Here is a 26,704-nt window from a genome sequence, read left to right on the forward strand (position 1 = left end):
CCGTAACCAACTCTTCTGACGCACGCGACGCACCCGGATGACGCAGCCGCCGTCATCCGGGTGTCCTTGTGACATTGCCGGTTGGCCTGAACGGGTCGGGTAGCCTAGGCGGCCATACGCCTATATCGTTAGCTCTCCGACGCGGCACGTCAGGGGAAGCAGGATGCAGCTGGGTATGATCGGCCTGGGCCGGATGGGCGGCAATATCGCCCGGCGGCTCATCAATAACGGCCATGAAGTGGCTGTTTACGACGTCAACCCAAAGAGCGTGGCGGAACTCGCCGCCGCGCAGGCCAAACCCGCTGATTCCCTAGAAGGCCTGGTCCAGGCATTGACCACGCCGCGCGCCGTCTGGGTCATGCTCCCGGCCGGGAACATAACCGAAAGCACAATCGAAACGCTGTCCGGCCTGCTCGAGGCGGGCGACACCATCATCGACGGCGGCAATACCTTCTACAAGGACGACATTCGCCGCGCGAAAGCGCTGTTGTCCAAAGGCATTCACTATGTCGATGTCGGCACCTCCGGCGGCGTCTGGGGCGTCGAGCGTGGGTATTGCATGATGATTGGCGGCGAGAAGGCCGTGGTGGATCGCCTCGACCCGATCTTCGGCACTTTGGCCCCCGGTCTTGGGAATATCGAGCGCACGCCCGGCTACAAAGGCGATCCGCGGGCCGAGCGCGGCTATATCCATTCCGGGCCACCCGGCGCCGGGCACTTCGTAAAGATGGTGCATAACGGCATCGAATACGGCCTGATGCAGGCCTATGCCGAGGGCTTCGACATCCTGCGCGGCAAGTCCTCGACCAAGCTCCCAACCGATGAACAATTCACCATCGACTTGCCTGACACGGCGGAAGTCTGGCGACGTGGCAGCGTGATCTCTTCCTGGCTGCTCGACCTCACCTCCATGGCGCTGACGGAAAGTCCGGCACTCGAGGAGTTCACCGGTGCGGTGGATGATTCCGGCGAAGGCCGCTGGACGATCAATGCGGCGATTGAGGAAGCGGTTCCGGCAGACGTGCTGACGGCCGCGCTTTTCGCACGCTTCCGCAGCCGCATCGACCACAGCTTCGGCGACAAGTTGCTGTCGGCGATGCGCAACAAGTTCGGCGGCCATGTCGAGGGTCACAGCAACGCACCGAGTATCCGTTCATGAGCACTGAAACCGCCACGGCTAAAAAGCCGCCTGTCGCTCCTCCTTGCGCTCTGGTCATTTTCGGCGCCGGTGGAGACCTCACCAAACGACTGGTCATGCCAGCGATCTACAATCTTTGCGTCTCCAATCTCCTGCCCAAGAATTTCGTGATCCTGGGTGTCGATATGGCGCAACAGGATGCCCCCACCTGGGCGAAGGGGATGCATGACTTCCTCGAAGCCAGCCTGAGCCGCGGTGGCGAAGGCACGGCTGCGAACGAGGTAATCAACGAGGCGGCCTGGAGCCATATCGCCAAAAACCTGAGCTATCTCCAAGGCGACCTGACCAAGCAGGATACCTTCGAGCAGCTCGCGCAACGTCTCAAGGCGCTCGACGCCGAGCATCAACTCGGTGGCAACGTTGTGTTCTACCTCGCCGTTGCCGAGCGCTTCTTTGGTTCGACAGTCGAGCATCTGGGGGCCGCGAAGCTCACGGAGGAACCGGAAGGCTCCTTCCGGCGCGTAGTCATCGAGAAGCCCTTTGGCCATGATCTCGCTTCGGCTACAGCGCTCGACGCCCAGGTGCTGAGCGTGCTGACCGAAGAGCAGGTCTACCGGATCGACCATTTCCTCGGGAAGGAGACGGTTCAGAACATCATGGCGCTGCGCTTCGCCAACGGGATGTTCGAGCCGATGTGGAACCGCGACCGCATCGACCATGTGCAGATCACGGTCGCCGAGACCGTGGGCGTCGAGCGGCGCGGCAAGTTTTACGAGGCCACCGGTGCGATGAGGGACATGGTGCCGAACCATGTCTTCCAGTTGCTCGCCATGACCGCGATGGAACCGCCACCGGCTTTCGACGCCGACTCGATCCGCGCGAAGAAGGCGGAGGTATTCTCCTCGATGCATCCGCTCAAGCTTGAGGATGCGGTGCGCGGGCAATACGCGGCGGGGACGCTCGGAGATCAGGCGGTGCAGGGCTATCGCAGCGAGCCGGATGTCGATCCCAACAGCAATACCGAGACCTTCGTCTCGATGCGGCTATCCATCGACAATTGGCGCTGGGCGGGGGTGCCTTTTTACCTCCGCACCGGCAAGCGGATGACCAAGCGCAAAACCGAGATCGCCATCCGCTTCAAGCAAGCGCCTTACGCGATGTTCCGGGATACACCGGTGGATACGCTGGGCGAGAATTGGCTGATCATCCAGATCCAGCCCGAGGAAGGCATGAAGCTGCGCTTCAACGCGAAGAAGCCTGGGCCGATGCTGACCTTCGAGAAAGTCGCCATGAGCTTCAACTACGACGACTGGTTCAGCCAGGCGCCGGCGACCGGCTACGAAACACTGCTGTTCGATGTCTTCATCGGCGACGCGATGCTGTTCCAGCGCGCCGACCAGATGGAAGCGGCCTGGAAGGTGGTGCAGCCTGTTCTCGACTCCTGGGCGAAACCTGAGACCGAGTTCCCGAACTATGCCGCGGGCAGCGCCGGGCCGAAAGCATCCGACGATCTTCTGGCGGAAGATGGCCGAAGCTGGCTGCCGATCTGAGGTGCGGGCAAGACCGGGCTCGCGAACAGGCGTGAGTACGCGAAGCCCGGTGAGCGCCATCAAGGCGGCGCGCGGCGAAGAATTCGGCGCAAGCCGCACACAGGCGGCATGTGATCGTTCGAATCACGCTGCATAAGGGAGGTCGAGATGGCGAAACGGAGCGAGGCGCGCCCGCAGGCTACCACGGAAGCGACCGATGCCGCGGGACCGGGCATTCTCGGCATCGACATCGGCGGCACCGGACTCAAAGCCTCGGTGATCGACAATAATGGCAAGATGCTTGCCGAGAAAGTGCGCGTGAGCACGCCGCACCCCTCTCCGCCCGGCGTGCTCGTAGAGGCGATCGCGAAGTTGGTGACGCCGCTGCCACCCTATGACCGCATCGCCATCGGCTTTCCCGGCGCCGTGCGAGACAACACGATCCTGACCGCTCCTCATCTCGGCGAGGAAGTTTGGCACGGTGTCGATCTTGCGGCACTCGTCACTGAGCGCCTGGGCAAGCCCACAAGGGTTGTGAATGACGCGGAGATGCAGGGTCTCGCCGTCATCGAGGGGAAAGGCCTGGAGTTCATCCTCACCCTCGGCACCGGCTGCGGCACGGGCATTTTCCACAATGGCGAACTCGCCCCGCATCTCGAACTTTCGACGCATCCCGTGCATGGCGACAAGACCTACGACCTTTATGTCGGCGCTGAGGCGCTCAAAAAGGTCGGCAAGAAGCGCTGGAACAAGCGGGTGCAGAAGGTCGTCGCGATCGTCGAGGCGCTGACGCATTACGACCATTTGTTCATTGGCGGAGGCAATTCGCGGCTCGTGACGTTCGATCTGCCCTCCAACATCACTCTGGTCTCCAACGAGGCCGGCATTGACGGCGGAGCGCGGCTATGGGGCGCCAATAGCGGCGACCGGCACCAGCACAGCGTGACGGCGGACAAGACCTAGCGCCACGCCAGATGCCGCCGCCGGAAGTCCTGCGTTTCGCGCTGAGCGGCGGCATGCCAAACCATCCGCATCTGCCTGCGCTGCTCTATCGTGGCGCGGTCGCGCCGCAAGCGGGCCCGGCGGCGCAGGAGACGCTTTTCGCGCGCAGCGGCTGGCCGCCGCAATGGCGTGACGGCGTCTACGACTTCCACCACTTCCACTCCGCCGCGCATGAAGTGCTGGGCATCGCTGGCGGAGGTGCGCGGTTGCTGCTGGGCGGCCCCTCCGGTCAGGCGGTGACTGTAACGGCTGGCGATGTCGTCTTGCTGCCCGCCGGGACGGGTCACCGTTTGCTGGAAGCGACCGATGAGTTTCTCGTCGTCGGCGCCTATCCACCGGGCCAGAGCGCGGATATCGAGCGCGGCCCCGCCACCCTCGCGATGATCAAACGCATCGCAATGCTACCGTTCCCAAACTGCGGCCCAGTCGGGCCGGACGAGACTTATGAGAGGTTGTGGTGCAAAGCCTGAGACTGCGCGCAGCCCGCTCATGCGGCGGCATCGGAGAGGGCTCGGTTTCGGAACGGCGTGTCGTATTAGCGTTTGGGTAAACCATTGCGATTACGCCTGAGACCCCGCGACCTCCTAGGCGATTCAATGACGCAGGTGCAGATGCCCGTCTGGCTCGGGCCTTATCTCATGGGCGATGCGTCCCCCCTCTCCGGAGGCGCCTTCTCGCGCGCTCTCGCCTCAGTCCAAAACTCGACACGCCATACTAACGGACGCGCAGAGCGTCGAGACCGCGCCGCCGAGCGGATCAGCAAATTCTCTCCCAAGCAGAGCAATCCCGAATCCTGCGCGTCGGCGGTTTTGCTATGCGCTTGCCTGGAGATGAAGCTCATTCCGCCCGTCAACCGTCACGAGCAGAAGGCTATCGAGGCCAGCTTCTTCCGGGAAATGGTTCGTCTAAAAGAGGCGCCCGCGAGGGACGGTGGCGTGACCAATCTTTCCGTCGCCCGCGTAGCTAAGATGATGGGGATAGAAAGCACGATCAGCCTGTCGACGACCACAAACCCCGGAAAAGACGGACACGAGCAGGCGTATCTATTGAGCCGTGCGAAAGCCGCTGGGATTAATGTGGAGGCAGGGCGGCCGATCGATCGGATCGACAATACATGCCGCCGAATCGTGATGGTCGATGCAAGCGTTAAAGGCGGCGACGTCTCGGGACACGCCTTGCTGGAGCGGCCCGACGGAAGCCTGATGGATCCGGCCGACGGCTCAAACCACCAAAGCCTCGCTCACCTCAACCGCACATTGGCTGATCGTGGGATCAGCTATCGGCCATTTGGCGTGACGATCAACCTCAAGCGCCCCAACTGATCCGGATCACGCCGCGCCCCGCCGCGCCGCTTCCTCGACCGGCGGTAGAGCGCGGCCGATCGCGTGATAGGCGAAGCCAGCCATGCGGATCGCGACCGGATCGAAAATGTTGCGCAGATCGACGATGACGCTTCCGCGCATCAGGGCCTTCAGCCGCAAGGGCGCAACCGCGCGGAAGACGTTCCATTCCGTCACCACCACCAAAGCATCGGCGCCAGTCACGGCCTCGATCGGATCGCTCGCGTAGATCACCCCCGGCGGCAGATGCGGCTTCGCCTGCTCCATCCCTTCCGGGTCGAAAACGTGCAATTCAGCGCCATCCTCGACCAGACGGCTGACGATGGGGATCGACGGCGCATCACGCATGTCGTCGGTCTCGGGCTTGAAGGTAAGCCCCCAGACCGCGATGCGCTTGCCTCGCACAGAGCCGCCGCAGGCAAGGATAACGCGCCGCGCCATCGTGCTTTTGCGCGCGTCATTGACCGTGACAACAGTTTCGACGAGCCGTTGCGGCGCACCCGCATCCTGGCCGATGCGTGCCATGGCGAGCGTGTCCTTCGGAAAGCAGGAGCCACCGAAACCCGGGCCGGGATGCAGAAACTTCCGCCCGATCCGACCGTCCAGCCCCATCCCGCGCGCCACGTCATGGACATCCGCGCCGACCCGCTCGCAAAGATCGGCAACCTCGTTGATGAAGGTCACCTTCATCGCGAGGAAGGAGTTGGCGGCGTATTTCGTGAGTTCCGCCGTCTCGATCGAGGTTACGATGATCGGCGTCTCGATCAGGAAGAGCGGGCGATAGAGGGTGCGCAGGATCTCCGCCGCACGGTCGCTCTCGACGCCGATCACCACGCGGTCCGGCCGCATGAAATCCCCAATCGCATTGCCCTCGCGCAGGAATTCGGGATTGGAGGCGACATCGAAGTCGAGATCAGGCCGCGTCTCACGGACGATCTCAGCGACGCGCCGGCCGGTCCCGACCGGAACGGTCGATTTCGTTACAATGACGGCGTAATTCTTGAGCTTGCGCGCGACCTGCTGGGCGGCCTGGTACACGTAGGTAAGGTCGGCGTGACCATCGCCGCGCCGCGTCGGTGTGCCCACCGCGATGAAAACGACCTCCGCATCGGCAAGGCCTTCATCCATGTCACCCGTGAAGGAGAGGCGTCCGGCAGCGACATTCTCGGAAACCAGCCGGTCAAGCCCCGGCTCGAAGATCGGGATGCGGCCTTCCCTTAGCGCGCCGAGCTTGCGCTCATCGGCCTCGACAATGGTGACCTCCATGCCGAATTCCGCGAAGCAGGCGCCGGACACCAAACCTACGTAGCCGCCGCCAATCATAGTGACACGCAAGCGCCCGCTCCTTTGGCTATGGCAGAGCCCGCCTTAACACATTGGACGGGGCCGCAACATTGCCGGCTCGGTTAGAATGTCTGACGGTACCGACTTAAAGATGGCGGATTCGCGTCTGGACCGGGGCGAGGCCGCAGGGAGTTAAATCAGGAGACCAATCGCAGTTTGCGGCGGCGCGGCGCGGTGTCCTGCGGCAGGTCGAGCGGCAGCCAAGGCGATGCCGGCACCGGCTCCGGCATCTCGACCATCTCCGGCTTGGGCAAGTTGCGGCCAAGATGCGCGGCGGCGAGGTGGCGGAAGACATAGTCGATCAGCGATGTCGCTGAGGCCACGGCGACATCGCCCTCCACCGCTCCGCCGGGTCCGAAGCGCAGCCCGACAAAGGCCTCGACATAGGCTTCGAGCGGCACGCCGTGCTGCAGCCCGAGGCTGACCGCCTGGGCAAAGGCGTCCATCAGGCCGCGGAACGCCGGCCCCTCCTTGTGCAGCGCGATGCCGATCTCGCCGAGGCGACCATCCGGATACTCGGCCGTCGTGAGGTAAAGCCGGTGACCGCCAACCGTCGCCTTCTGCAGCGTGCCGCTGCGGCGCGCTGGCAGTTCGACGGGCACAGCGGAGGGCGGCGAACCTGCGGCCGACAGCGCGGCCGGTGCAAGATCACTCAGCAGAAGAGGCGCGGCGATCGGCAGGATCGATTGTAGGGCGGCCGCCATGGCGGTCGCGGATTGCACTGAGCTTTCCGGCAAAAGATCCGCGCCGGTGAGTTGGGCCGCCAAGGCTGCCTCAACCGTCAGGCCGCGCGCGACGAGGAAGGACGCGGTGGCACGGGTGAGCCGGCCCGTGGCATCGACTGGCGAGAAAGCCGGAGCCAAACCCAAGGTCTCTGCGCCCAGCAAGGCCGCGACGACCGCATCCTCGCCGCCGAGCAGCGCTTCATGCGCGACGCGATTCAACGCCGCGGCATGGGCATGGGCGCGCGTGGCGGCAGCAGAGAGTGCCGGAAAGGCGGCCACACTCCGCGGCGCGGGCCAAGGTTGCGGGGAAATCTCGCGCTGGGTGACATCAACTAGGTGAGCTGACGCGGAATCGGCCGCGCCCCGCAGAAGGCTGGCAACCAATACCGCCGCCTGCCGCGCCGTCTCGCTGTCATAGAGCAGGCCGAGGCCGGCGAGCAGCCCATGCAGATCCGCGACTTCCAAGGCGAGCCTCGGCACGGAGGGATGGAGCAGCGTCAGGCATTCAACCGCCATGGCGACGTCGCGCGCGAAAGCCGCATCGTCGAAGCCGGTTACCGGGTCGAGGTAGGCGGGCAGGTTCAGGATGAAGCCGGGTTGTTCGACGGCGCCTGACCCGCTGGTCCATATCGCGCTCGAAGGCGCGGCTCGCCGCATGACAAGCGCCTGTTCGAGGCGAGTGGCGAGATCGGCGCCCGCCCCCGTCGCACGACATTCGGCCGCCCGCGCCGCACGACGGATCCACGCCTCGGCGAGATTCGGCAGAGAAACTGCGCCGGACGGTGGCGCAAGCGCCGCGACTGCCGACGCTGCCGCATCGTCCCATGACGCGGGTAGAGTGACGCGCCGTGGCGCGTCATCCACCTCAGCGGCGGCATTAACCTCGCGCAGTCGTACGCCCTGCCAAGCTTTAGTCGTTCTCATGGGTCGGACCTTAATCGTGCCGGTTGTCGCTTGGAAGCGCATATGGTGGCGGATTCGCAAGTTACCCACATAATCTTGTGGTGCGACGAGCGTCGCGGCAATCCGGCCCCTGTCACAAACCGTCTGTTGGACCAGCGGCCGGGCATCGCCTATATGGGCGAGATGACCCTTGCGACGATCGGTTATCTCGGCACCCGCCTTTTCACCTCGCTGCGCGGTCGCGCTGTGGGGCAGGATAGCTTCGGCAATCGGTATTTCCAGGAGCGCGGGCTGAGCCGTGGACGGCGGCAACGTCGCTGGGTGCTCTATCGAGGCGCACCGGAGGCCTCGACCGTGCCGCCGGAATGGCACTCCTGGCTGCATTATACGACCGATGCGCCGTTGACCGATGTGCCGCGCCATCCCTGGCAAAAGCCACATCTTCCGAACCGCACCGGAACGCCTTTCAGCTACCGGCCGCCCGGCCACGATTACAGCGGCGGCACGCGCAGCCGGGCGACCGGCGATTACGAAGCCTGGTCACCCGAAGCGGGATCAACCGATGCCGGGACGCCAGGAGTTTAGGATGGCGCGCCGTAGTGTGGCCGAGCTTTCGGCCGGTTTTGTTGTACTCATCGTGGCCGCGGGTTTCCTGGCCTATGCGCTCGCGACCTCAGGTGCCGCGAGCGTTCCCGGCTATCCGCTGACCGCTCAGTTCGACCGCATCGACGGAATCTCCTCCGGTTCGGACGTGCGGATGGCTGGTGTGAAGGTCGGAACCGTCATCGGCACATCGATCGATCCGCGAACCTATCTCGCGGACGTCAATTTCACGGTTTCCAACGCGATCAAACTGCCCACCGACAGCAGCGCCGAGATCAGCAGCGACGGCTTGCTGGGAGGGAAGTATCTCTCCCTCGTGCCCGGCGGCGCCGATGCGATGATCAAGTCGGGCGGCCGGGTGACCATCACGCAATCCTCGGTCAGCCTCGAGGAACTGCTGGGCAAGTTCATCTTCAGCGTGACCGACCTCGTTTCCTCGCTGCAGAAATCGGGCGGAGCAAGCGGTGGCGCGACGCATGACACCGGCGCCGCTCCCGCCGGCGCGGGGTCGACTCAGTGAAGGCTCGCAGCGCCGTGCTTCCGCGCCATCCGTGACGCGCGTCATGCGCTTTTTCGCCGCCGCGGCCCTCCTGATGCTCTCTGGGAGCGCCCTCCTGGTCGGGGCGGCGATTGCCCAGACCAGCGGTGCCATCAGCGCGCAGGATCTCTCGGCGCCTGCCAATACGGATCCGAGCCGGGTCTTGGGAAACGGCGTTCCCGCCGCGCCCGGAGTTCCCAAGCCTCCTGCCCTGCCCCCGATACCCGAGCCGGACACCGCCGCCGCGACAGCATCAGGAACGGCCGCGCCGCCCGACTGGACACCGAAGTCCACGGCGGACCTCATCATCCTCGACAAGATTTACGGCACGACGAATCGCGTGACGGCGGCGCTGGGCAAACCATTCACCGTTCGCACCCTGCAGATCACGGTGCTCGCCTGTTACGTCCGGCCTCCCAATGTTCCGCCCGATGCCGCCGTGTTCCTTCAGGTTGTGGACCATCGGCCAGACGCACCGCCGCCCTTCTATGGCTGGCTAATGCGGGCCGAGCCGGGTCTCTCGGGTCTCGCCGATCCGGTGACTGACATCGCAGTCGGCCAATGCAGCTGAAGCGGCCGGATATCTGATGAGACCACCCGCGCGCGAGTTCACGCGTTAGTGAAAATACGCTTTGCAATGTTTCCGTTACGCCCGAAGCCTAACCAGGCGTCTCGGATGACGAAATGGCGAGCGTAGAGCGTTGCGAATTCCAACCTGGGGTTGCTGAGTGCCAACTGTTGCTAACATATCACGGTGTGTCGAAAACGCTGCGACATGTATGGGAATAGCCACGGAAGGTGGTAAATCAGCTGAACCGAACAGCAGGCAACGCCGCCGCGCGACCGCCCGGGCTGAATGGTATTGCGTCGGTCAGAGAGGAGAAACAGAATGAAGCTCCGCAGTGCGCTTCTAGCAGCGACTGTGATGGCGGTCCCGGCTTTTGCCCTGTCCCACATGGCAATGGCTCAGCCCATCAGCGGTCTCTACGTCGGCGCTGGCGCCGGCTATAACTACCAGAGCACCCAGAAGCTCGTGTACGCTCCTGGTGGTCTTGGTGGGAGCCGCACCTACTTCCAGGGCAGTGTTTCCGGCGAAGGTAGCGTCGGCTACGGCCTCGGCAACGGCCTCCGCTTCGAAGTCGAAGGCATGTATCTGCGCCAGCAGCTTAACAAGCTGAAGCCAGGGTTCATCGCTCCGAAGTTCGATTTCCACGGCTACACGCAGAAATACGGCGCGTTCGTTAACGCCCTGTATGACGTCGATGTGGGCCTACCCTTCTTCTATCCCTATGTTGGTGCCGGCGTCGGCTATCTGTGGACCAACATTGACAACGCCAGCATCAACTCCGCCGGCGTGGATAGCATTAACGGCACCTACGGCAGCATTGCCTATCAGGGCATCGTCGGCTTCTCGGTTCCGATCCCGCCCGCTCCGGGCCTCTCCATCACCGCCGACTACCACTACATCGGCACGACGGCTAAGGAGAAGTTCAGCGGTTCGTTCGAGGGCACGCCGTCCACCTACACCTTTGGCCCAGCTGTTAATCAGTCGGTCATGGTCGGCCTGCGCTATGCTTTCAACACGCCGTCCCCGCCGCCGCCGCCGCCGGCCCCTGTCGTGGCTCCCGCTCCGGCACCGGCACGCACCTACCTCGTGTTCTTCGACTGGGATAAGTACTACCTGACGCCTCGCGCCAAGGAGATCGTCGCCGAGGCGGCCGCGAACTCGACCCACGTCCAGTACACGCAGATCGAGGTCAACGGCTACACCGACACGTCGGGCACGCCGACCTACAACCAGGGTCTGTCTATCCGTCGCGCCAAGAGCGTCCAGGCGCAGTTGATCGCCGACGGCGTTCCCGCTACCGCGATCTCCATCGCGGGCTATGGCGAGACGCATCTCCTGGTGCCCACGGGCCCGGGCGTGCGCGAGCCGCAGAACCGTCGCGTGGAAATCATCATCAAGTAAGTTTCCTTTCCAGGAAGCTTGTCTCGACGATGAAAGGGGGCGTCCCAGCCGGGACGCCCCCTTTTCTTTTTTGCGGCATAACGTTGACGCTTCCCTGCCTCGGGCTGAAGCCTCGATTTAGTTAAGCCCGAGGTAACTCTCCACTGTCAGACGATGAATCTCATGCGGCAGCACGCGTCTCGGCGCGTGGCTTGCCGGGCGTGTTTCAGTCGATCGAGGAGAGCCGGAATGACGTTTCGAAGGGTGGCACTGACAGCGACAGTGCTCGCCGCCCCTACTTTGATCTTGGCGACAGAGGCCGCGGCCCAGCCGGTGACGGGCATCTATATCGGGGGCGGCGCCGGGCTCAACTGGCAGCAAAGCCAGAAGGTCCTTGCCGGTCCGGCTTTCACCGGTGACTCCGTCGGCGCCGGGAACAAGCTCAATTACGATAGCGGCGTCGCGGCCAGCGGCAGCCTGGGTTACGGCCTCGGCAATGGTTTGCGGCTGGAGGTTGAGGGCATTTATCTGCCGAGCGACGTCCACAATGCCTCCGATCCCTATTACGGCACGACGCGGGCCAGCGGTACGAACCGGAAATATGGCGCCTTCGTCAACGCGCTGTACGATATCGATGTCGGCACGCCGTACCTCTATCCCTATCTCGGCGCCGGCGCTGGCTACGCCTGGCAGGACCTCTCGCGGGTAACATACAATGTGAACCCCGTGACCGCGCAGGGCACCGAGGGCAGTTTTGCCTTTCAGGGTATCGCCGGGCTCGCCGTGCCGATCTTGCCTGTTCCCGGTTTGTCGCTCACGGCTGAATACCACTTCCTCGGCACCACCGACCAAAGCAAGTTCGACTCGAACGCGGCGATCGACAACCAAACCGTCGATGGCGAAACCAAGCTGTCGCCGGTCTATGACAATGTTGGGCTCATCGGGCTGCGCTACGCCTTCGACTCCGCGCGGCCGACGCCTCCGCCGCCCGTCGTGGATGTCGCGCCTTCGGCCGAGTCGGCGCGCAGCTATCTTGTTTTCTTTGGTTGGGACAAGGCGAACCTGACGCCGCAGACGAGGGACATCATCGCGGAGGCCGCGGCCGCGTCGAACCGCACCGAATTCACGCGGATCGCTGTTAACGGCTACACCGATACCTCGGGCTCGGCGGCCTATAATCTTGGTCTCTCGGCGCACCGGGCGGCCGTCGTCCGAACCCAGCTTGTCGCCGACGGCGTGCCCCCGAATGCGATCACGGATCTGGGCTTTGGGCAGACGCATCTGCTGGTCGTCACCGGACCAGGCGTGCGGCAAGCGCGCAACCGCCGGGTCGAGGTCATCGTGCGGTAAGCGTCTTCCTGTCGGCCAACAAAGAAGGCCGCCGTCGGCCTTCCCTAATCCGTTTTTCGCTCGAGGAAGGCGCGGGCGCCCGGGCTGGAGCAGGACGTCTTTGGATCGCACCATATGCGTTCCACCACGTCATGCTCGGCGAAGGCCGAGCATCCACGCCTTCGCTTGGGTCACGAAGGCAAGGCGTGGATGGCACGCCTTCGCGTGCCATGACGAGAGTTTGGGTCCCTGTTCAGACCAAAGACATCACGCCTTAGAAGATGCTGCCGATACCGTGGGCGATATTGCCGAAGAAATTGCCTTTCTTCCCGGTCGCCGGAGCAGCAGGCGGCGCGGCTGCCGTGCCGCCAGCAGCCACTGGCTTGCCGGTCTGATCCGCCACGGTCTGAATTACCGGCGCGGCCACCGGGACGCGATGGAAACCACAGATCTCCACTGGAAAAGGCAGGATCAGCGGCGCGTTGTTGGCGAATTCCGCCATCTGTGTGCCGGTCCTGAACTTGGCCACCTGATCGAACAGGCCTACGTTCTGCTGGCAGAATAAGGTGCCCTGCTTGATCCCCGCCTCGGACTGCACATTGGCGAGCTGGGTAATGTAGGCGTCATGCTCAGACCGCCAGTTGTGGCGGTAGTGGTGCGAGAAATAGGAATTGAGCGCGTTATCCTCACTCATCAACGTCGGTCGGAATGCCAGGATGAAGGTGTTGTAGCGGTCGCGGGTGTCGCAGGAGAGTGCGGTCACCATGAGCTGGCTCTTGAGCCCGGCCACATTGAGGGCGGTGCCCTCGTATGTTTTGAGACAGGCGGCGCTCGCCACGCCGGGCATGAGCAAGGCGGTTGCCATTAATCCAGCGATCAGGCGGCGCATGTCGAACTCCGGACGGATGAAACTCGTTGAAATCGGGGAGGAAGGAGCCTCCCGACCTCCGCGAGTTGGGTGAGGTAAAGCCGGTATTCCTCAGATTTGCAAATAAATTCCTGCCGGAAATCCATTGCTCCTGGGGCCTTTGGCGGACAGCGTTAGCCGAGCAAGCAGCCATTTCTAGGGGTCTGGCAGCCCTGCGGCAAACAGCTTATAGCCGAAAGGTCAACACGAACCGAGGAAGCCGATATTATCACGCAAGATCTGTTTGCAGACTGCGATCCAGGTGGCTTCGTCGATGAGCTCTCGGCCGGCCGCGCAGGCGATGGCGGAGCTGGGCAGGCGGTGCGCGATCGGATCTCGGCCATCGGTCTGGAGGGTCTGCGCGCCCGGGCGACCGCCGCCGAAAATGACCTGATGAGCCTCGGCATTACCTTCACGGTCTATTCCGAGGCCCGCGCGATCGATCGCATCCTGCCCTTCGACTGCATCCCGCGCATCATCACCGCTGCGGAATGGCGCAAGCTGGAAGCCGGCGTGCGGCAACGCGTCGCGGCGATCAACTGCTTCCTCCACGACATCTACCACGACCGGCACATCATCAGCGACGGAATCGTTCCCGCCGACCTCATCCTCGGCAACTCCAACTACCGCCCGGAGATGGAACATTTCCCGGTTCGCTTCGGAACCTATGCCCATATCTGCGGCATCGACATCGTGCGCGACGAGCACGGCGAGTTCCGCGTGCTGGAGGACAATGCGCGCACCCCCTCCGGCGTTTCCTACGTTATCGAGAACCGCCATCTGATGCGGCGCGCCTTTCCCGATCTGCTCGCCGGCATGGCGCTGCGGCCGGTCGATGACTACGGCATGCGCTTGCGAGAGGCGTTGACGGAGATCGCACCAGAGGGTGTGCTGGATCCGCAAGTCGTGCTGCTTTCGCCTGGCATCTACAACTCCGCCTATTTCGAGCATGTCTTCCTCGCCCGCGAGATGGGCGTGCCGCTGGTGGAAGGCGCCGACCTCGTCATCGAGAACGACCGCGTTTTCATGCGCACGACCTCAGGGCTACGCGCGGTGCATTCGATCTACCGCCGATTAGGTGACGACTTTCTCGATCCTCTGGTATTTCGCCCGGACAGCATGATCGGTGTGCCGGGGCTCATCGCGGCCTGGCGCAAAGGCAATGTGGCGATCGCCAATGCCGTCGGAACCGGGGTCGCGGATGACAAGGCGGTCTATGCCTATATGCCGCGCATCATTAAATATTACCTCGATCAGGAGCCGATCCTGCTGAACGTCGAGACCAATATCTGTCGCGAGGCTGCCGGCCTGGCGGTGACGCTTGACCGGCTGCATGAGCTCGTCATCAAGCCGGTGGGTGAATCCGGTGGCTACGGCATCACCATTGGTCCGCGCTCCACCCTCGCGGAGCTTGATGCCGCACGGGCCGCGCTGCTCGCCGATCCCTCGAACTGGATCAGCCAGCCGATGATCGGGCTTTCCGTGGGTCCCACGCTGACCCCCGAAGGCATCCGGCCGCGCCATCTCGATCTGCGGCCTTTTGCTGTGACCGGGCGCAGCACCTGGGTTTTGCCAGGCGGCCTCTCCCGCGTCGCGCTCAAGGCGGGGAGCCTCGTCGTCAATTCCTCGCAGGGCGGCGGGTCCAAGGATACCTGGGTGATCGCGGAGACAGCCGCGTGAGCGTGCAGGAGATGCCGCTTCTCGCCCGCTATGCCGAGGGACTGTTCTGGCTCGCCCGCTATATGGAGCGCGTTGAGAACCTCGCTCGCCTTGTGGATGTGACGCAGACTTTCGAAAGTCCAGGATTGGAGGCCGAGGCTTGGGATGCGCTCATTCGCATCCATGCCGACGAGGAGCATTTCGCCAAAAATCACACGGTGCTCGATCCCGAAGCGGTCAAGCATTACTACCTGCTCGACACTTCCAACCCCAGTTCGGTGATCGGCTCGATCGAGGCCGCGCGCACGAATGCCCGCACCTTGCGGCCGATCATCAGTACCGAGATGTGGAAGCACCTCAATGTCTTCCACCGCGAACTCGCGACGGTTCAGGATTGGGAGCTGCGGGGCGATGCGCTTTCCCGTCTTTGCACCCGCATCAAGGAAGCGGTACAAACCCATACCGGAATCACCGAGGGCACGTTCTTCCGTGACCAGGGCTGGCATTTCTACGAACTCGGCCGCCTTATCGAGCGAGCGGACCAGACCACACGATTGCTCGACATCAAGTTCCATCGCCTCGCGCCGAACGGCCGGGAGGAGCGTCAGCTTGAGGAGCGCACGCAGTGGGGCGGCATGCTGCGCGCGGTGGCGGGCTATCACGCCTTCCGCCGCATCGCGCCGGTGGATTTCAGCGGCGACCAGGTGGTCTCTTTCCTGCTCGCCGACCCGTGCTTTCCGCGCAGCGTGCGGCTATGCCTCAGTCAGGCGGAATGGCACCTCACCCAGCTCCGCACCAGCTACGGGCTGCGCGGGACGCTGACGGCGCTCGAGCAGATCGAGGAGATGCGCGGCGCACTGCTGGACCGCACCGCGAAGCAGATCATCCAGGACGGTCTGCATGATTTCCTCGACGCCATGCAGCGCGACCTCATTACGCTTGCCGCGGTAATCGGCCGCGCCTTCTTCCGCGACTGGCGTCCAGCCGAGCCCGAGGTTGCGACTGAGCAATCCCAAAGTCAAAGCCAGAGCCAGAGCGGCGGAGGCTCGCAATCGCAGAGCCAGTCTCAAGGCACGACTTTACGCTCCACGGCGGACGGCGGGATCACGAGCTAATCACGGCTCGGGACGCGTCAGGGTTCGCTGCGCTGAGTTTCGTCGCGGATTGGTTGTTCTGTGATCCACGAAGAGCCGAATATCGCGCTGCGAAGTCGTGTCTCTATTCTATGAGATGGATCGCATTTTCATCTTCGGTGAACAAAGGACGGTGCATTTCCTCGCTGAGCAGCTCGCTCAAGGCTCTCGACGAGAGAGAGAGGCCCGATCATTGCAGCCGGAGAGAACCGTGCCAAAAACGACAAACATGTACATCACCAACAGAAACGCGCGGGTTGGTTATACTCCCTACCACGCAGGTGTTTCGTACTCTGGGCCTGGTTCCTTTGAGGATACATTGCGTAGGTGCTTGCCGATGTCGGGGGACGCTCCCGTTTCGTCAATCCCGTACAGCCCGGATTTTACTCTCGTCAATTCAGGCCAACCTCAATCGAACGCGCAAGGAACTCCGCCCTTCATCCCGGCCCTTCCGCCACAGGCCATCAATCCTTCGCCTTTTACCGCCGTAAACCCGTTCGATCCTTGGCCCACACACTATGGGTTTCATCAGTATGAGCCCGCTCCGCACCAGCCGCCGCCTTCCTATGTGTTACGCGGGCTTCCAGCAGCGCAATGTGAGATGGACCCGAACAAACGACCAAGGGAGCTCCTGGCAGGGGAACTTCGACTGCAGAAGGAACTGAAAAAGGCGCTCCAACGGCAGCAAGAGCAGTTACTAACTTTCCGGGTACAGGAGCTGAAGGAGTGGGGGGAAACACACCTCGCAACTCAAGCTGTGCTCTTCCAGCCACGCGGATGGGTGAAGTTCCTTTTGGCCAATCCAGGACACGAGTTCTCCGCAGCAGAAATTTATGAGTGCATCACACACAGGCCATCCAATTCGAATGAATTGCTGACCGCAATGACTTATTTTATCCACAGGCATCCTGAGTTCAACTTTATGCGGTCCATCGATCCGAAGACAAAGCGTTCACCCTTGTTCGGTTACTTTGGACCGCAGAATTGATCGATTCTCATGCCCTTGCGACAAGAGGCTCGCCCTGCGCCCGCGGCTCAGTCTTCCGACTCAACCAAGGACTTACCCCGACATTATCTAAGGCTTGTTTTTTCGTGGAGCCGGCCTGGGCCGCGCCTAGACTCGATCCTTCGGCCGACGACCAGAGAGAATGTGACGGATTTCCTTAAACATCCAGAGTTACTCACCCTTTGAACGAAGACATGAGAACGGCCATGACGCATGGTCCATTCGAATTCCGTTACATCGGGTATTAGCGTGATCGAGAAAGTGCGACGGGATAGGTCTTTTGCCGAATGGGGCAGGGCTCCGTCTCTCCTCGATTATATCAGGCTTACTCGCTCCTTCTTCCACCGCAAATTCATCGTTCGCCGTTAGAACATTGAAGTCACGTACGGGCCTGCGCAACGCCTCGGAACCGACACGCGCTGATAACGAGGTAAGAATCGAATCAGGCCGCACTCCTTTCTGCGCGAGATTTGGAAGGATTTTCTCTCCTTCCGACAGAGTTGAGCCCTCTCCTTCCAAATCCCGCCCGGATCTTGCCCGGATCGACGAAATCCTGCCTATGGCGGCATGAATCCGGTTTCTCTCGATCCATCGATGCTGCGGATGGCGCTTGCTGGCCATGGGCCGGCGGCCCTCCGGCGATGGCAATTGCTGCTGGCCGGGGGCGCCGAGGGCGCGCTCTGCTTTTGTGATGAGGCGGATGACGCGCTGACGGAGGCCGCCGGCGCACAGCTTCGGCATGGCCTGCCCGATGAGGCCGCTCTGGCGGCGCTCGATGTCCTCTGGGTAGTCGGCGTGCCGGAGCAGGCGGCGGCGGCCTTAGCCGTCCGAGCCCGAGCTCAGAAAGTTCTGGTCAATGTCGAGGACCGGCGGGAGCATTGCAGCTTCCACAATAGCGCTGAACTAAGGCGTGGGGCATTACTGCTTACAGTATCGACCGGCGGCCGGAGCCCGGGGCTTGCCCAAACGATCCGTGGGCAGCTGGCGCGGGAGTTTGGACCGGAATGGGGCGAGCGGCTGGAAACGATCAGCCGGAAGCGCGATGTGTGGCGGCAGGAAGGCCATGGCCTGCCCGCTCTCGCGGCGATGACCCGGGACTTGGTGAAGCAGAACGGCTGGCTGGATATGCCGGCCACGAACGAAGAGTGACACGAGCGATCATGCCCAGCTTGCCCCAGCTGCCGCCCACCGCGCCGTTCCGGCCGGAGGAGATCGCCGCGCTTAATGGCGTCATCACGAAAAGTTCGCCCGAACAGCGCGCCTGGCTGAGCGGCTTCCTCGCCGGCTATCAGGCCGCCACCGGCCCGGTGCTTCAACCCGCGCTCGCAGCACCGGCCCACGCTGCGGCCAAGAAGGTGCCGCTGCTAATCCTCTACGCCACGGAATCCGGTAATTCGGAAACACTCGCGGCGAATATCCGCAAGGCATCGCAGAAGCTCGGCTTCGCTCCGCGCGTCGCCGATGTGGCCGACATCACGCCCACCGAGGCCGCCAAGGCCGAGAACCTGCTGCTCATCGCCGCGACCTGGGGCGAGGGCGATCCGCCACAGCGCGCCACCGACTTCCTCCAGGCATTGCAGGCGGAGGATGCGCCACGCTTCGACAAGACGCGGTTCAGCGTGCTGGCGCTGGGCGACCGTGCCTATGTGAACTTCTGCTCGACCGGCCATCTCTTTGACGAGCGGCTGGCCGCTCTCGGCGGCACGCGCCTCGCGCCCGTGGTCGAGTGCGACGTCGATTTCGAGAAGCCGGCGGCGGCGTGGATCAAGTCCGCCCTTGAAACGCTTAAGAAAGAGACGATCGACAAGGCGGCGCCCGCGGATGAAAGCGCTGTCATCCATGTCGATTTCGCCCGCGGCGGTGCCGGCGAGGAAGATGAGGCCGAACCGGCCTATACCCGGAACACGCCGTTCGAGGCCGAGATCCGGGAACTTATCAACCTCAACGGCACCGGCTCTTCCGCCGAGACCTGGCATGCCGAACTGTCCCTCGAAGGCTCCGGCCTCGCGCATGAGCCGGGCGACGCGCTGGGCATCGTGCCACGCAACGACCCCGCTCTTGTCGATGAGATTTTGGTGGTCGCTGGCCTGGCGGGCGATGCCATGGCGCAAACCGCGCTGACCGAGGCGCAGGACATCACGACGCTGACGCGGCCGCAGGTCGAGGCCTATGCCAAGCTCACCGACAGCGCGGCGCTGAAAACTCTGGCGGCCGATGTTGACGCGCTGAAGGCCTGGCTGCCCGGCCGGCAGGTGATTGACCTGCTGGCTGCGGCGCCGATGAAGCTGGATGCGAGCCAGCTTACCAGCTTGCTGCGCCCCCTGCCCGGGCGCCTCTATTCCATTGCCTCCAGCCGCCTGCTCGCCGAGGACGAGGCCCATCTGCTGGTTTCCGCCGTGCGCTATGAGACGCATGGCCGCAAACGCAGGGGCGTGGCGTCGGTGGATGTGGCCGAGCGGCGCCGCGCGGGGCAGACGATCAAGGTCTATCTCAAGCCGAACCCGCATTTCCGGCTGCCCGCCGATCCCGATCGCGCGGTCATCATGATCGGGCCGGGCACAGGCGTGGCGCCCTTCCGCGCCTTCATGCAGCAGCGCGAGGCGACCGAGGCCAAGGGCCGCAACTGGCTGATCTTCGGCAACCGCCACTTCACGCATGATTTCCTGTATCAGCTGGAATGGCAGGACTGGCAGAAGTCCGGGTTGCTCACCCGCATCGACACGGCCTTTTCCCGCGATCAGCGCCAGAAGATTTACGTGCAGCACCGCATCTGGGAGCAGCGCGCGGAACTCATGCGCTGGATCGCCGATGGCGCCGCCATCTATGTCTGCGGCGACGCCAATGCCATGGCGAAGGACGTGCATGCCGCGCTGATCCGCGTGATCGCCGATCAGACCGGCAAAGACGAAACGGCGGCCACGTCGCAGCTGGATATGCTGCGGCGCGAGAACCGGTATCTGCGCGACGTTTACTGAAAGTCGAACCGATGGCTGACTCCACCGACAAGCCGCCGCTGTCCCGCAACGAATACATCAAGACCGAAAGCCACGGCCTGCGCGGCGGCATTGCCGCGGGCCTTGGCGACATCATCACCGGCCAGCTTGCCGAAGATGACACGCAGCTCACGAAGTTTCACGGCATCTACCAGCAGGATGACCGCGACGTGCGGGCCGAGCGCGGCCGCAAGAAGATGGAGAAAGCCTTCAGCTTCATGGCGCGCGTGCGGGTGCCGGGCGGACAGATGACGCCCGCCCAATGGCTGGCGCTCGACGATATCGCCGAGGAACGCGCGAACGGCACGCTGCGCATCACCACGCGCCAGGCGATCCAGTTCCATGGCATCATCAAAAGCAACCTACGGCCCGCCATCAACACCATCAACAAGGCGCTGCTCGACACCCTCGCCGCTTGCGGGGACGTCAATCGCAATGTGATGTGTGCCGCCAATCCCTATCAGAGCGCGATTCATGCGACCGCGCTGAAACTCGCCAGCGACATCAGCGACCATCTTTCGCCAAAGACGGGTGCGTATCACGAGATCTGGGTGGATGACGAAAAGGTCGTCGACACCTCCAGCGACGCCGCGAGCGATGAGGTCGAGCCGATTTATGGCAAGACCTATCTGCCTCGGAAGTTCAAGATCACCGTCGCTGTGCCGCCGCAGAATGATGTCGATGTCTATGCCCACGATCTTTCCTTCGTCGCGATCCTCAAGGGCAAGAAGATTGTTGGCTGGGATGTGCTGGTCGGTGGCGGCATGGGCATGACGCATGGCGAGTCCGATACCTTCCCCCGTGCCGCGGACCATCTCGGCTCCTGCACCATTGAGCAGGCGGTGGATGTGTCGGAGAAAGTCGTGCTGGTGCAACGCGATTTCGGCAATCGCTCAGTACGCAAACATGCACGTTTGAAATACACCATCGAGACAATGGGTCTCGACCGTTTCCGCGACGAGGTCGAGCAGCGGCTCGGCTACAAGCTCGGCCCCGCGCATGTGCCCGCTTTCACCGGTCGCGGAGATCGTTACGGCTGGACCAAAGGCGATGACGGCAACTGGCATGCGACGCTTTTCGTCGAGAGCGGCCGTATCAAGGATTGGCCGGAGAAGCGGTTGCAGACCGGCCTGCGGGAAATCGCGCGCGCGCTAGATGGAAGCACCGCCGTCATCATCCTCACGCCCAATCAGAACCTCATGATCGCCAATGTCTCGGCGGCGCAGAAGCCAGTCGTGGAGGCGCTTCTCGCCGAGCACGGCATGGCGACGAGTGCCGATACCGGGCTACGCCGCAATGCCATGGCCTGCGTCGCGCTACCGACCTGCGGCCTCGCGCTGGCCGAGAGTGAACGCTACATGCCCGAGCTGCTGACGGCGCTCGAGGGCGAACTCGAAAAGGCGGGACTGCAGCAGGATGACATCGTCATCCGCATGACCGGCTGCCCGAATGGCTGCGCGCGGCCCTACCTCGCCGAGATCGCCTTCGTGGGTCGCGGGCCCGGGACCTATAACCTCTATCTCGGCGGCAGTTTCGAGGGCGAGCGGCTGAACAAGCTGTATCGCCCAGATGTCGGGCATGACGCCGCCGTCGGCGCCCTCGGTTCGCTGTTTCGGGAATATGCGGAGGCACGCGAGGATGAGGAGAGCTTCGGCGACTATGTCATCCGCGCCGGGCATGTGAAGCCGACGACAGCGGGCAACACGTTCCACGCCGACGTCTAACGGCTAGGAGGCCGGGCCACCCCTCGCCTCCTCTCGCAAGGATTGGTAGTCTGACGCTTGGTAACAGCCAGCGAGCGTCATAATGTCCAAGAACACGGAGCTACTCGAACGGCGGCGGGCCGCGGTGCCACGCGGCGTTGCCAATGCCACGCCGGTCTTTGCCGAGCGCGCCCTGAATTCCGAACTCTGGGACAAGGACGGCCGCCGTTTCATCGACTTCGCGGGTGGCATCGGCGTGCTCAATACCGGTCACTGCCACCCCAAGGTCATCGCCGCCGCGACGAAGCAGATGGCGAGCTTCACCCACACCTCGTTCCAGGTCGTGCCCTACGAGCCCTATATCGAGCTCGCCGAGCGCCTCAACGCTCTGGCGCCCTTTCCGGGCCCGGCCAAGTCGATCCTCTTCACCACCGGCGCGGAAGCAGTCGAGAATACCATCCGCATCGCGCGGCTGGTTACCGGGCGTTCCGGTGTCGTCGCCTTTACGGGCGCCTTCCACGGCCGCACGCTGCTGACGGTGGCAATGACCGGCAAGGTCAATCCCTACAAGAAGGGCCTCGGCCCGATGCCGCCGGATGTTTTCCACATCCCCTTCCCGATCGAGCATCAGGGCGTCTCGGTCGCCGATTCATTGCGCGGGCTCGATCTGCTGTTCAAGGCCGACCTCGATCCCGAGCGCTGCGCCGCGATCATCATCGAACCGGTGCAGGGCGAGGGCGGATTCTACATCGCCCCCAAGGAACTGCTCGTCGCCTTGCGCGAGATCTGCGACCGTCACGGCATCCTGTTGATCGCCGACGAGGTGCAATGCGGTTTCGCGCGCACCGGCAAGATGTTCGCGATCGAGCATTCGGGCGTGGCTCCCGATCTGGTGGCGACCGCAAAGTCGCTCGCCGGCGGTTTTCCGCTCTCCGGCGTCATCGGCCGCGCCGAAATCATGGACAAGCCGGAGCCCGGCGCCATGGGCGGCACCTATGGCGGCAACCCGATCGCCTGCGCCGCCGCGCTTGCCGTGCTGGACGTGATCGCGGAGGAGAAGCTGCTCGCGCGGTCGGAGGCTTTGGGCGCCCGCATCAAGCAGCGGCTGGAGGAAATCGCGCGCGGCAATTCCTCCATCCCCATCGGCGCGATTCGCGGCCTGGGTGGCATGGTGGCCTTCGAGATCTTCAAGGAGAAGGGCGGCTTCGAGCCGGACGCCATAGCGACCAAGCAGGTCACGACGCGCGGCCTGGAGGAGGGTTTGATCCTGCTGTCCTGTGGCAACAACGCAAATGTCATCCGCGTTCTGGTGCCGCTGACGGTGTCCGATGCGTTGCTGGACGAAGGTATGGACAAGCTGGAAACAGCGTTGAGCGCGATCGCTGCTTGAACGTATGCGCAACGATGTCCTCTATGGCGTGATTCTTTGATATTGAGCGCGCCAAGAGATCCGTCATGGCACGCGAAGGCGTGCCATGACGTGATGGAGTAAGCGCGGTTCAAACCAGAAACATCACGCGCGCGATTTTCGACACTACGCGAAAACGTAAATCAACAAGTCCTCAGACGTAACGTCCCGCCTCGGCGGCCTTCTGCAAAGCCGCCATCGCGTGTCGCACCGTTTCCATCCGTATCGCCGTGCGATCACCCGGGAAAATGCGCGACTGCGTGGCGACGCCTGCCGGTGATGCCAACCCGAACCACACCAGACCCACCGGCTTCTCCGCCGTTCCGCCGCCCGGCCCGGCGACCCCGGTAACCGCCACCGCGAGATCGACGCCAGCGGTTCGCCGCGCGCCTTCCGCCATGGCGCGCGCCACCTCTTCGCTCACCGCGCCATGGGCGGCGATCAACGCAGCCGGCACGCCGAGCATGCGGGTTTTCGCGGCGTTGGAATACGTCACCGCTCCGCCATCCACGACATCCGACGAACCGCCGATCGCCGTCAGCAGCCCGGCGATGAGACCGCCTGTGCAGCTTTCAGCCGTCGTCACCTGCCAGCCGCGCGCCCGGCAGGCGCCGAGCACGGCCTCGGCGGCGGCAAGGAAGTCGGGTGGAAACATCGCAGCGGTCTCCTCTTCACCCCAGAAGCGTGGGCCGCCACTGCAGCAGCGCCCAGAGGATCGCCGCGCCGATCAGCCCCGCGATGACATCGTCCGCCATCACGCCGATCGCATTGTGCTGACGGTCCGCCCAGCCGATCGGGCCGGGTTTCGCGATATCGAGCAGCCGGAACAGTACGAAAGCCGCAACCAAACCGCCAAGCGACACATGGCGCAGACCGAGCAGCGCGATCCACTGGCCGGCGACCTCGTCGATCACCACCCAGCCGGGATCATCCGCCGCCTCCGCCGCGCGGATCGCCAGCACGCCGCCGAGCGTCGCCAGGACAGCGGCGGCGCCCAGCGCCGACCAGCCCTCGTAGCGCAGGATGACCGCGCCGAGCACGGCGGCGGCAGCCGAAGCGGCGGTGCCCGGTGCCCAAGGAAAGAAGCCGATGCCTGCCGCACTCGCGACGGCCCGAGAAACTCTCAGCGGAGCCACGCGGCGAGCGGATGGAGCAGGACCACGCCTTCTTTGGCGCGGTAGATCTCGATGCCCTCGGTCACCCGCTGGACGTAATTGCGCGTCTCGTCGAAAGGGATGAGCTCGATCCAGTCGAGCACATCGGGTCCGTTCGGCGTGCGGAAGTCGCCGTTCTGCCCGAGCCATTGGTCGACCCGGTTGGGACCGGCATTGTAGCCCGCGATGGCGCAGGGCAGGCAATTGTCGAAACGCTGCAGCAACCCGCCGAAATAGTCGGTGCCGAGCGTCATGTTGACGGAAGGGTCATTGGTCAGGGCGCCCGGCGTCAGCGCGACGCCTTGTTGGCCCGCCACAAGCCGCGCCGTCGCTGGCATAAGCTGCATGAGGCCGAGCGCCCCGGCCGGGCTGACAGCCGCGACATCGAAGCTGCTCTCCTGCCGCATGAGCGCCAGCAGAACGGCAGGTTCGACTGCACCGGCGGGCGGCTGCACCGGAATGGGCCAGCCGGCGGCGAGCAGCATCTGCCCGTGCAGCCCGGCATAGCGCGCGACGCCCACCGCGGCGGCCGGCACCTGGAAGCCGAGCGCGAGCTGCCCGGCCATCGCCATGTCGGGGCTGTCGGGCGCGATCGGCCCGAGATCCATGAGGAGGTTGTAGGCACGACGCGGCTCATTCCAGGCGACGAGGAAGGCGCTGGCCCGCGCCACCTCGCGCCCCGCGAAGTCGAGCGCCTCCTCGGTGGTCCAGCCCGGCGTTGGGACGTTGAGGATGCGCGTATTCAGCCCAGAGGGTCCCTGGCCGAGTGCCAGCGCCGCGAGCTGTCCGTAGAAGGTCGTCGGCCAGGCAGCGGCGCGGCCATATTCCGCCGTCGCCTGCATAGCGCTCCCTTGGGTGGCGAGCGCCCGTGCCAGCCAATAATGCGCCCGTGCCTGCGTGATGACGGAGGACGACAGGCCAGCGAGTGTCCGGAAATGGAGCACCGCTTTGTCCGGCTGATGCAGCAGCCGCAGAGCGATGAAGCCCGCAAGGAACTCCTCGTCGCCCCGATCGGCGGGTGCGAGCGGCTTGATGAGATCGGCCAAGGCGTAGGCTTGCGGCGCCTGGTTGTCGGTGATGAGCGCGCGGGTGAGTTTTTCGGCCTCGGTCCAAAGCGCGTGCTGCTGCACCGGCAGTCCAGCGGCCAAGGCGGGATTGCCGTCGCTCATCCACAGCGCCAGGGCCTGCGGATCGCCCACCGTCTTTCGCGTGTATCGCGCGGCGGCGAGGAACAGTCCCGGCTCCCGTCGCTGCGCCTCGGGCAAAGCGGCCAGCAGGGCTGCGCCGTCGGGCTGTTGATCATTGAGCGCCACCCAAACCAGGGCAACGGGCTGGTCAGCGGCGGCAAGCCGCTGGATCTGCGCCCCGGCGGCTGGTGAGGATTTCCGGGCGAGGGCGACGAAGCGCGCCCAATCATCCTCCGGGCGGATTTGCGAACCCCACTGGCCGAGAAAGACAGCGATTTGTGCGGGATCCGTCAGGCCCGTGGCGGTCCAGGCGCGGCGGGCGGCTTCGCTTGCATCGGCGGGATCGCTGGTGCCCGCGAACGCGTCGGTACAGCGTAGCAATGCCTGCACACCCTCCGGCCACCGGCCATGGCACTGCGCCACGAGTGTCGCGGGATCTGCCTCCTCGACAAGCGCCTGCTCCCAGCGGGTTTCGAGCAGCGGCTGCTGTGGCCAGTCCGGACTGCTCCGCATGAAGCCGTCGATCTCGGCGGCGGTCGCGGCACCGCGGGTCAGTAGCCGGTAATAGGTGACGAGCTTGCCCGCGACCGGATCGGCATATTGGCCCGCCATGGTGGAGGCCGCACTCCAGTCGTGCGCGGCGACCGCATCCATAGGCGAGGCATAGGTGGTCTGCGCGGCGGCTGGCCGCACGATCGCGACGAGGCACGCGGCGGTCAGGAGAAGGCGGTTCAGTCGTCGCGGGCCGCCCGATCTCGCCGTCATGCATAGCCTTCGATGAGCGCGGCGACGGTGTCTAGAACGGGATGACTTTGGTTTGAACCATCTTTATTTCTCCACGTCATGCTCGGCGAAGGCTGGTCATCCACGCCTTTTTGCGTGCGCGACGAAGGTAAGGCGTGGATGGCACGCGGGGGGCCGCCCCGCCTTCGCGTGCCATGACGGATCTCAAGAGCGCGGCTCAGCATCGGACTACCATGCCTTAAGCCCGATCGCTCCGCATCGGACGCCACGTCTTTCATCCGACTCCAACTCCCACTCAACCGGCTCGGCCGCGAAAGAATGATAGCGGAAAGCCTCCCGCTTGCGACAGGCACCGGCGGACCCTAGTTTCCCCGCCTCACTTCGCCCGCGCTCAAGGGCCAGCCGCCTAAG

23 protein-coding genes are annotated in these 26,704 nt (G+C 64.0%); 17 read left to right on the forward strand and 6 right to left on the reverse strand.

Annotation, left to right across the window (positions count from 1 at the left end; translation table 11 throughout):
• Nucleotides 1–163: 163 nt before the first annotated feature.
• From gnd to GSQ92_RS10625, 5 genes are all read left to right on the forward strand, one after another.
• Nucleotides 164–1,159: a phosphogluconate dehydrogenase (NAD(+)-dependent, decarboxylating) gene (gene gnd / locus GSQ92_RS10605; RefSeq protein ID WP_158801758.1), complete on the forward strand. Its 996-nt coding sequence runs from the start codon at nt 164–166 to the stop codon at nt 1,157–1,159.
• A complete protein-coding gene (gene zwf, locus GSQ92_RS10610) occupies nt 1,156–2,688 on the forward strand; it encodes a glucose-6-phosphate dehydrogenase (protein WP_158801759.1) in 1,533 nt (510 codons plus the stop codon). Before gnd ends, zwf begins: the two co-directional genes overlap by 4 nt.
• 147 nt (nt 2,689–2,835) lie before the next feature.
• Nucleotides 2,836–3,630, forward strand: a complete 795-nt coding sequence (locus GSQ92_RS10615) for an ROK family protein (protein ID WP_159013426.1) — start codon at nt 2,836–2,838, stop codon at nt 3,628–3,630.
• Nucleotides 3,631–3,641: 11 nt separating this feature from the next.
• Nucleotides 3,642–4,139, forward strand: a complete 498-nt coding sequence (locus GSQ92_RS10620; RefSeq protein ID WP_216849934.1) for a cupin domain-containing protein — start codon at nt 3,642–3,644, stop codon at nt 4,137–4,139.
• A 360-nt stretch (nt 4,140–4,499) separates the two neighbouring features.
• Nucleotides 4,500–4,991, forward strand: coding sequence for a hypothetical protein (locus GSQ92_RS10625; RefSeq protein ID WP_159013427.1), 492 nt, complete (start codon nt 4,500–4,502; stop codon nt 4,989–4,991).
• A gap of 6 nt (nt 4,992–4,997) precedes the next feature.
• Here GSQ92_RS10625 and GSQ92_RS10630 read toward each other — a convergent pair whose 3' ends face one another.
• Nucleotides 4,998–6,344: a UDP-glucose/GDP-mannose dehydrogenase family protein gene (locus GSQ92_RS10630; RefSeq protein WP_216849935.1), complete on the reverse strand. Its 1,347-nt coding sequence runs from the start codon at nt 6,342–6,344 to the stop codon at nt 4,998–5,000.
• Nucleotides 6,345–6,490: 146 nt separating this feature from the next.
• Nucleotides 6,491–8,002 carry a TSCPD domain-containing protein gene (locus GSQ92_RS10635; RefSeq protein WP_159013428.1) on the reverse strand — a complete coding sequence of 504 codons (1,512 nt, stop codon included), beginning with the start codon at nt 8,000–8,002 and terminating at the stop codon, nt 6,491–6,493.
• 42 nt (nt 8,003–8,044) lie between these two features.
• On the opposite strand from GSQ92_RS10635, the gene GSQ92_RS10640 reads away from it, so the two are divergent.
• The 5 genes from GSQ92_RS10640 to GSQ92_RS10660 all read left to right on the forward strand — a co-directional run bounded on the left by GSQ92_RS10640 (nt 8,045) and on the right by GSQ92_RS10660 (nt 12,420).
• On the forward strand, nt 8,045–8,566 hold the full coding sequence (locus tag GSQ92_RS10640; protein WP_371417965.1) for an NADH:ubiquinone oxidoreductase subunit NDUFA12: 522 nt from the start codon (nt 8,045–8,047) through the stop codon (nt 8,564–8,566).
• A 1-nt stretch (nt 8,567) separates the two neighbouring features.
• Nucleotides 8,568–9,104, forward strand: a complete 537-nt coding sequence (gene mlaD / locus GSQ92_RS10645; RefSeq protein ID WP_158801763.1) for an outer membrane lipid asymmetry maintenance protein MlaD — start codon at nt 8,568–8,570, stop codon at nt 9,102–9,104.
• A gap of 31 nt (nt 9,105–9,135) precedes the next feature.
• Nucleotides 9,136–9,693 carry a DUF2155 domain-containing protein gene (locus tag GSQ92_RS10650; protein WP_159013429.1) on the forward strand — a complete coding sequence of 186 codons (558 nt, stop codon included), beginning with the start codon at nt 9,136–9,138 and terminating at the stop codon, nt 9,691–9,693.
• A 318-nt stretch (nt 9,694–10,011) separates the two neighbouring features.
• Entirely contained in the window at nt 10,012–11,091 is a 1,080-nt protein-coding gene (locus GSQ92_RS10655; protein ID WP_158801765.1) for an OmpA family protein, read from the forward strand.
• 228 nt (nt 11,092–11,319) lie between these two features.
• Nucleotides 11,320–12,420 carry an OmpA family protein gene (locus GSQ92_RS10660; RefSeq protein ID WP_158801766.1) on the forward strand — a complete coding sequence of 367 codons (1,101 nt, stop codon included), beginning with the start codon at nt 11,320–11,322 and terminating at the stop codon, nt 12,418–12,420.
• Nucleotides 12,421–12,673: 253 nt separating this feature from the next.
• Here the strand turns inward: GSQ92_RS10660 and GSQ92_RS10665 are convergent, their stop codons facing one another.
• Nucleotides 12,674–13,288: a hypothetical protein gene (locus GSQ92_RS10665; protein ID WP_158801767.1), complete on the reverse strand. Its 615-nt coding sequence runs from the start codon at nt 13,286–13,288 to the stop codon at nt 12,674–12,676.
• Nucleotides 13,289–13,627: 339 nt separating this feature from the next.
• Here GSQ92_RS10665 and GSQ92_RS10670 point away from each other — a divergent pair, with 339 nt between their 5' ends.
• The 7 genes from GSQ92_RS10670 to gabT all read left to right on the forward strand — a co-directional run bounded on the left by GSQ92_RS10670 (nt 13,628) and on the right by gabT (nt 23,190).
• Nucleotides 13,628–14,986 carry a circularly permuted type 2 ATP-grasp protein gene (locus GSQ92_RS10670; protein ID WP_371417967.1) on the forward strand — a complete coding sequence of 453 codons (1,359 nt, stop codon included), beginning with the start codon at nt 13,628–13,630 and terminating at the stop codon, nt 14,984–14,986.
• On the forward strand, nt 14,983–16,080 hold the full coding sequence (locus tag GSQ92_RS10675) for an alpha-E domain-containing protein (protein ID WP_254065507.1): 1,098 nt from the start codon (nt 14,983–14,985) through the stop codon (nt 16,078–16,080). The genes GSQ92_RS10670 and GSQ92_RS10675 overlap by 4 nt, the downstream gene beginning before the upstream one ends.
• Nucleotides 16,081–16,435: 355 nt before the next feature.
• A complete protein-coding gene (locus GSQ92_RS10680) occupies nt 16,436–17,086 on the forward strand; it encodes a hypothetical protein (RefSeq protein ID WP_158801768.1) in 651 nt (216 codons plus the stop codon).
• A gap of 585 nt (nt 17,087–17,671) precedes the next feature.
• Entirely contained in the window at nt 17,672–18,253 is a 582-nt protein-coding gene (locus GSQ92_RS10685) for a bifunctional precorrin-2 dehydrogenase/sirohydrochlorin ferrochelatase (RefSeq protein WP_158801769.1), read from the forward strand.
• Between the two features lie 11 nt (nt 18,254–18,264).
• The gene (locus tag GSQ92_RS10690; protein ID WP_158801770.1) at nt 18,265–20,079 is read left to right on the forward strand and encodes a sulfite reductase flavoprotein subunit alpha; all 1,815 of its coding nucleotides are present in this window, start codon (nt 18,265–18,267) and stop codon (nt 20,077–20,079) included.
• 11 nt (nt 20,080–20,090) lie between these two features.
• Nucleotides 20,091–21,821 carry an NADPH-dependent assimilatory sulfite reductase hemoprotein subunit gene (locus GSQ92_RS10695; RefSeq protein ID WP_158801771.1) on the forward strand — a complete coding sequence of 577 codons (1,731 nt, stop codon included), beginning with the start codon at nt 20,091–20,093 and terminating at the stop codon, nt 21,819–21,821.
• A gap of 82 nt (nt 21,822–21,903) precedes the next feature.
• Entirely contained in the window at nt 21,904–23,190 is a 1,287-nt protein-coding gene (gene gabT, locus GSQ92_RS10700) for a 4-aminobutyrate--2-oxoglutarate transaminase (protein WP_158801772.1), read from the forward strand.
• A gap of 172 nt (nt 23,191–23,362) precedes the next feature.
• On the opposite strand, the gene GSQ92_RS10705 is transcribed toward gabT, so the two are convergent.
• The 3 genes from GSQ92_RS10705 to GSQ92_RS30890 are packed head-to-tail and all read right to left on the reverse strand — an operon-like array spanning nt 23,363 to nt 26,314.
• Complete coding sequence (locus GSQ92_RS10705) at nt 23,363–23,863, reverse strand: CinA family protein (protein WP_158801773.1); 501 nt, start codon at nt 23,861–23,863, stop codon at nt 23,363–23,365.
• Between the two features lie 16 nt (nt 23,864–23,879).
• Nucleotides 23,880–24,344: a phosphatidylglycerophosphatase A gene (locus GSQ92_RS10710; protein ID WP_254065508.1), complete on the reverse strand. Its 465-nt coding sequence runs from the start codon at nt 24,342–24,344 to the stop codon at nt 23,880–23,882.
• Nucleotides 24,332–26,314: a lytic transglycosylase domain-containing protein gene (locus tag GSQ92_RS30890; RefSeq protein WP_158801775.1), complete on the reverse strand. Its 1,983-nt coding sequence runs from the start codon at nt 26,312–26,314 to the stop codon at nt 24,332–24,334. The genes GSQ92_RS10710 and GSQ92_RS30890 overlap by 13 nt, the downstream gene beginning before the upstream one ends.
• Between the last annotated feature and the right edge of the window lie 390 nt (nt 26,315–26,704).

Source organism: Acidisoma sp. S159 (genome assembly GCF_009766125.1).
Classification (GTDB): Bacteria; Pseudomonadota; Alphaproteobacteria; order Acetobacterales; family Acetobacteraceae; genus Acidisoma.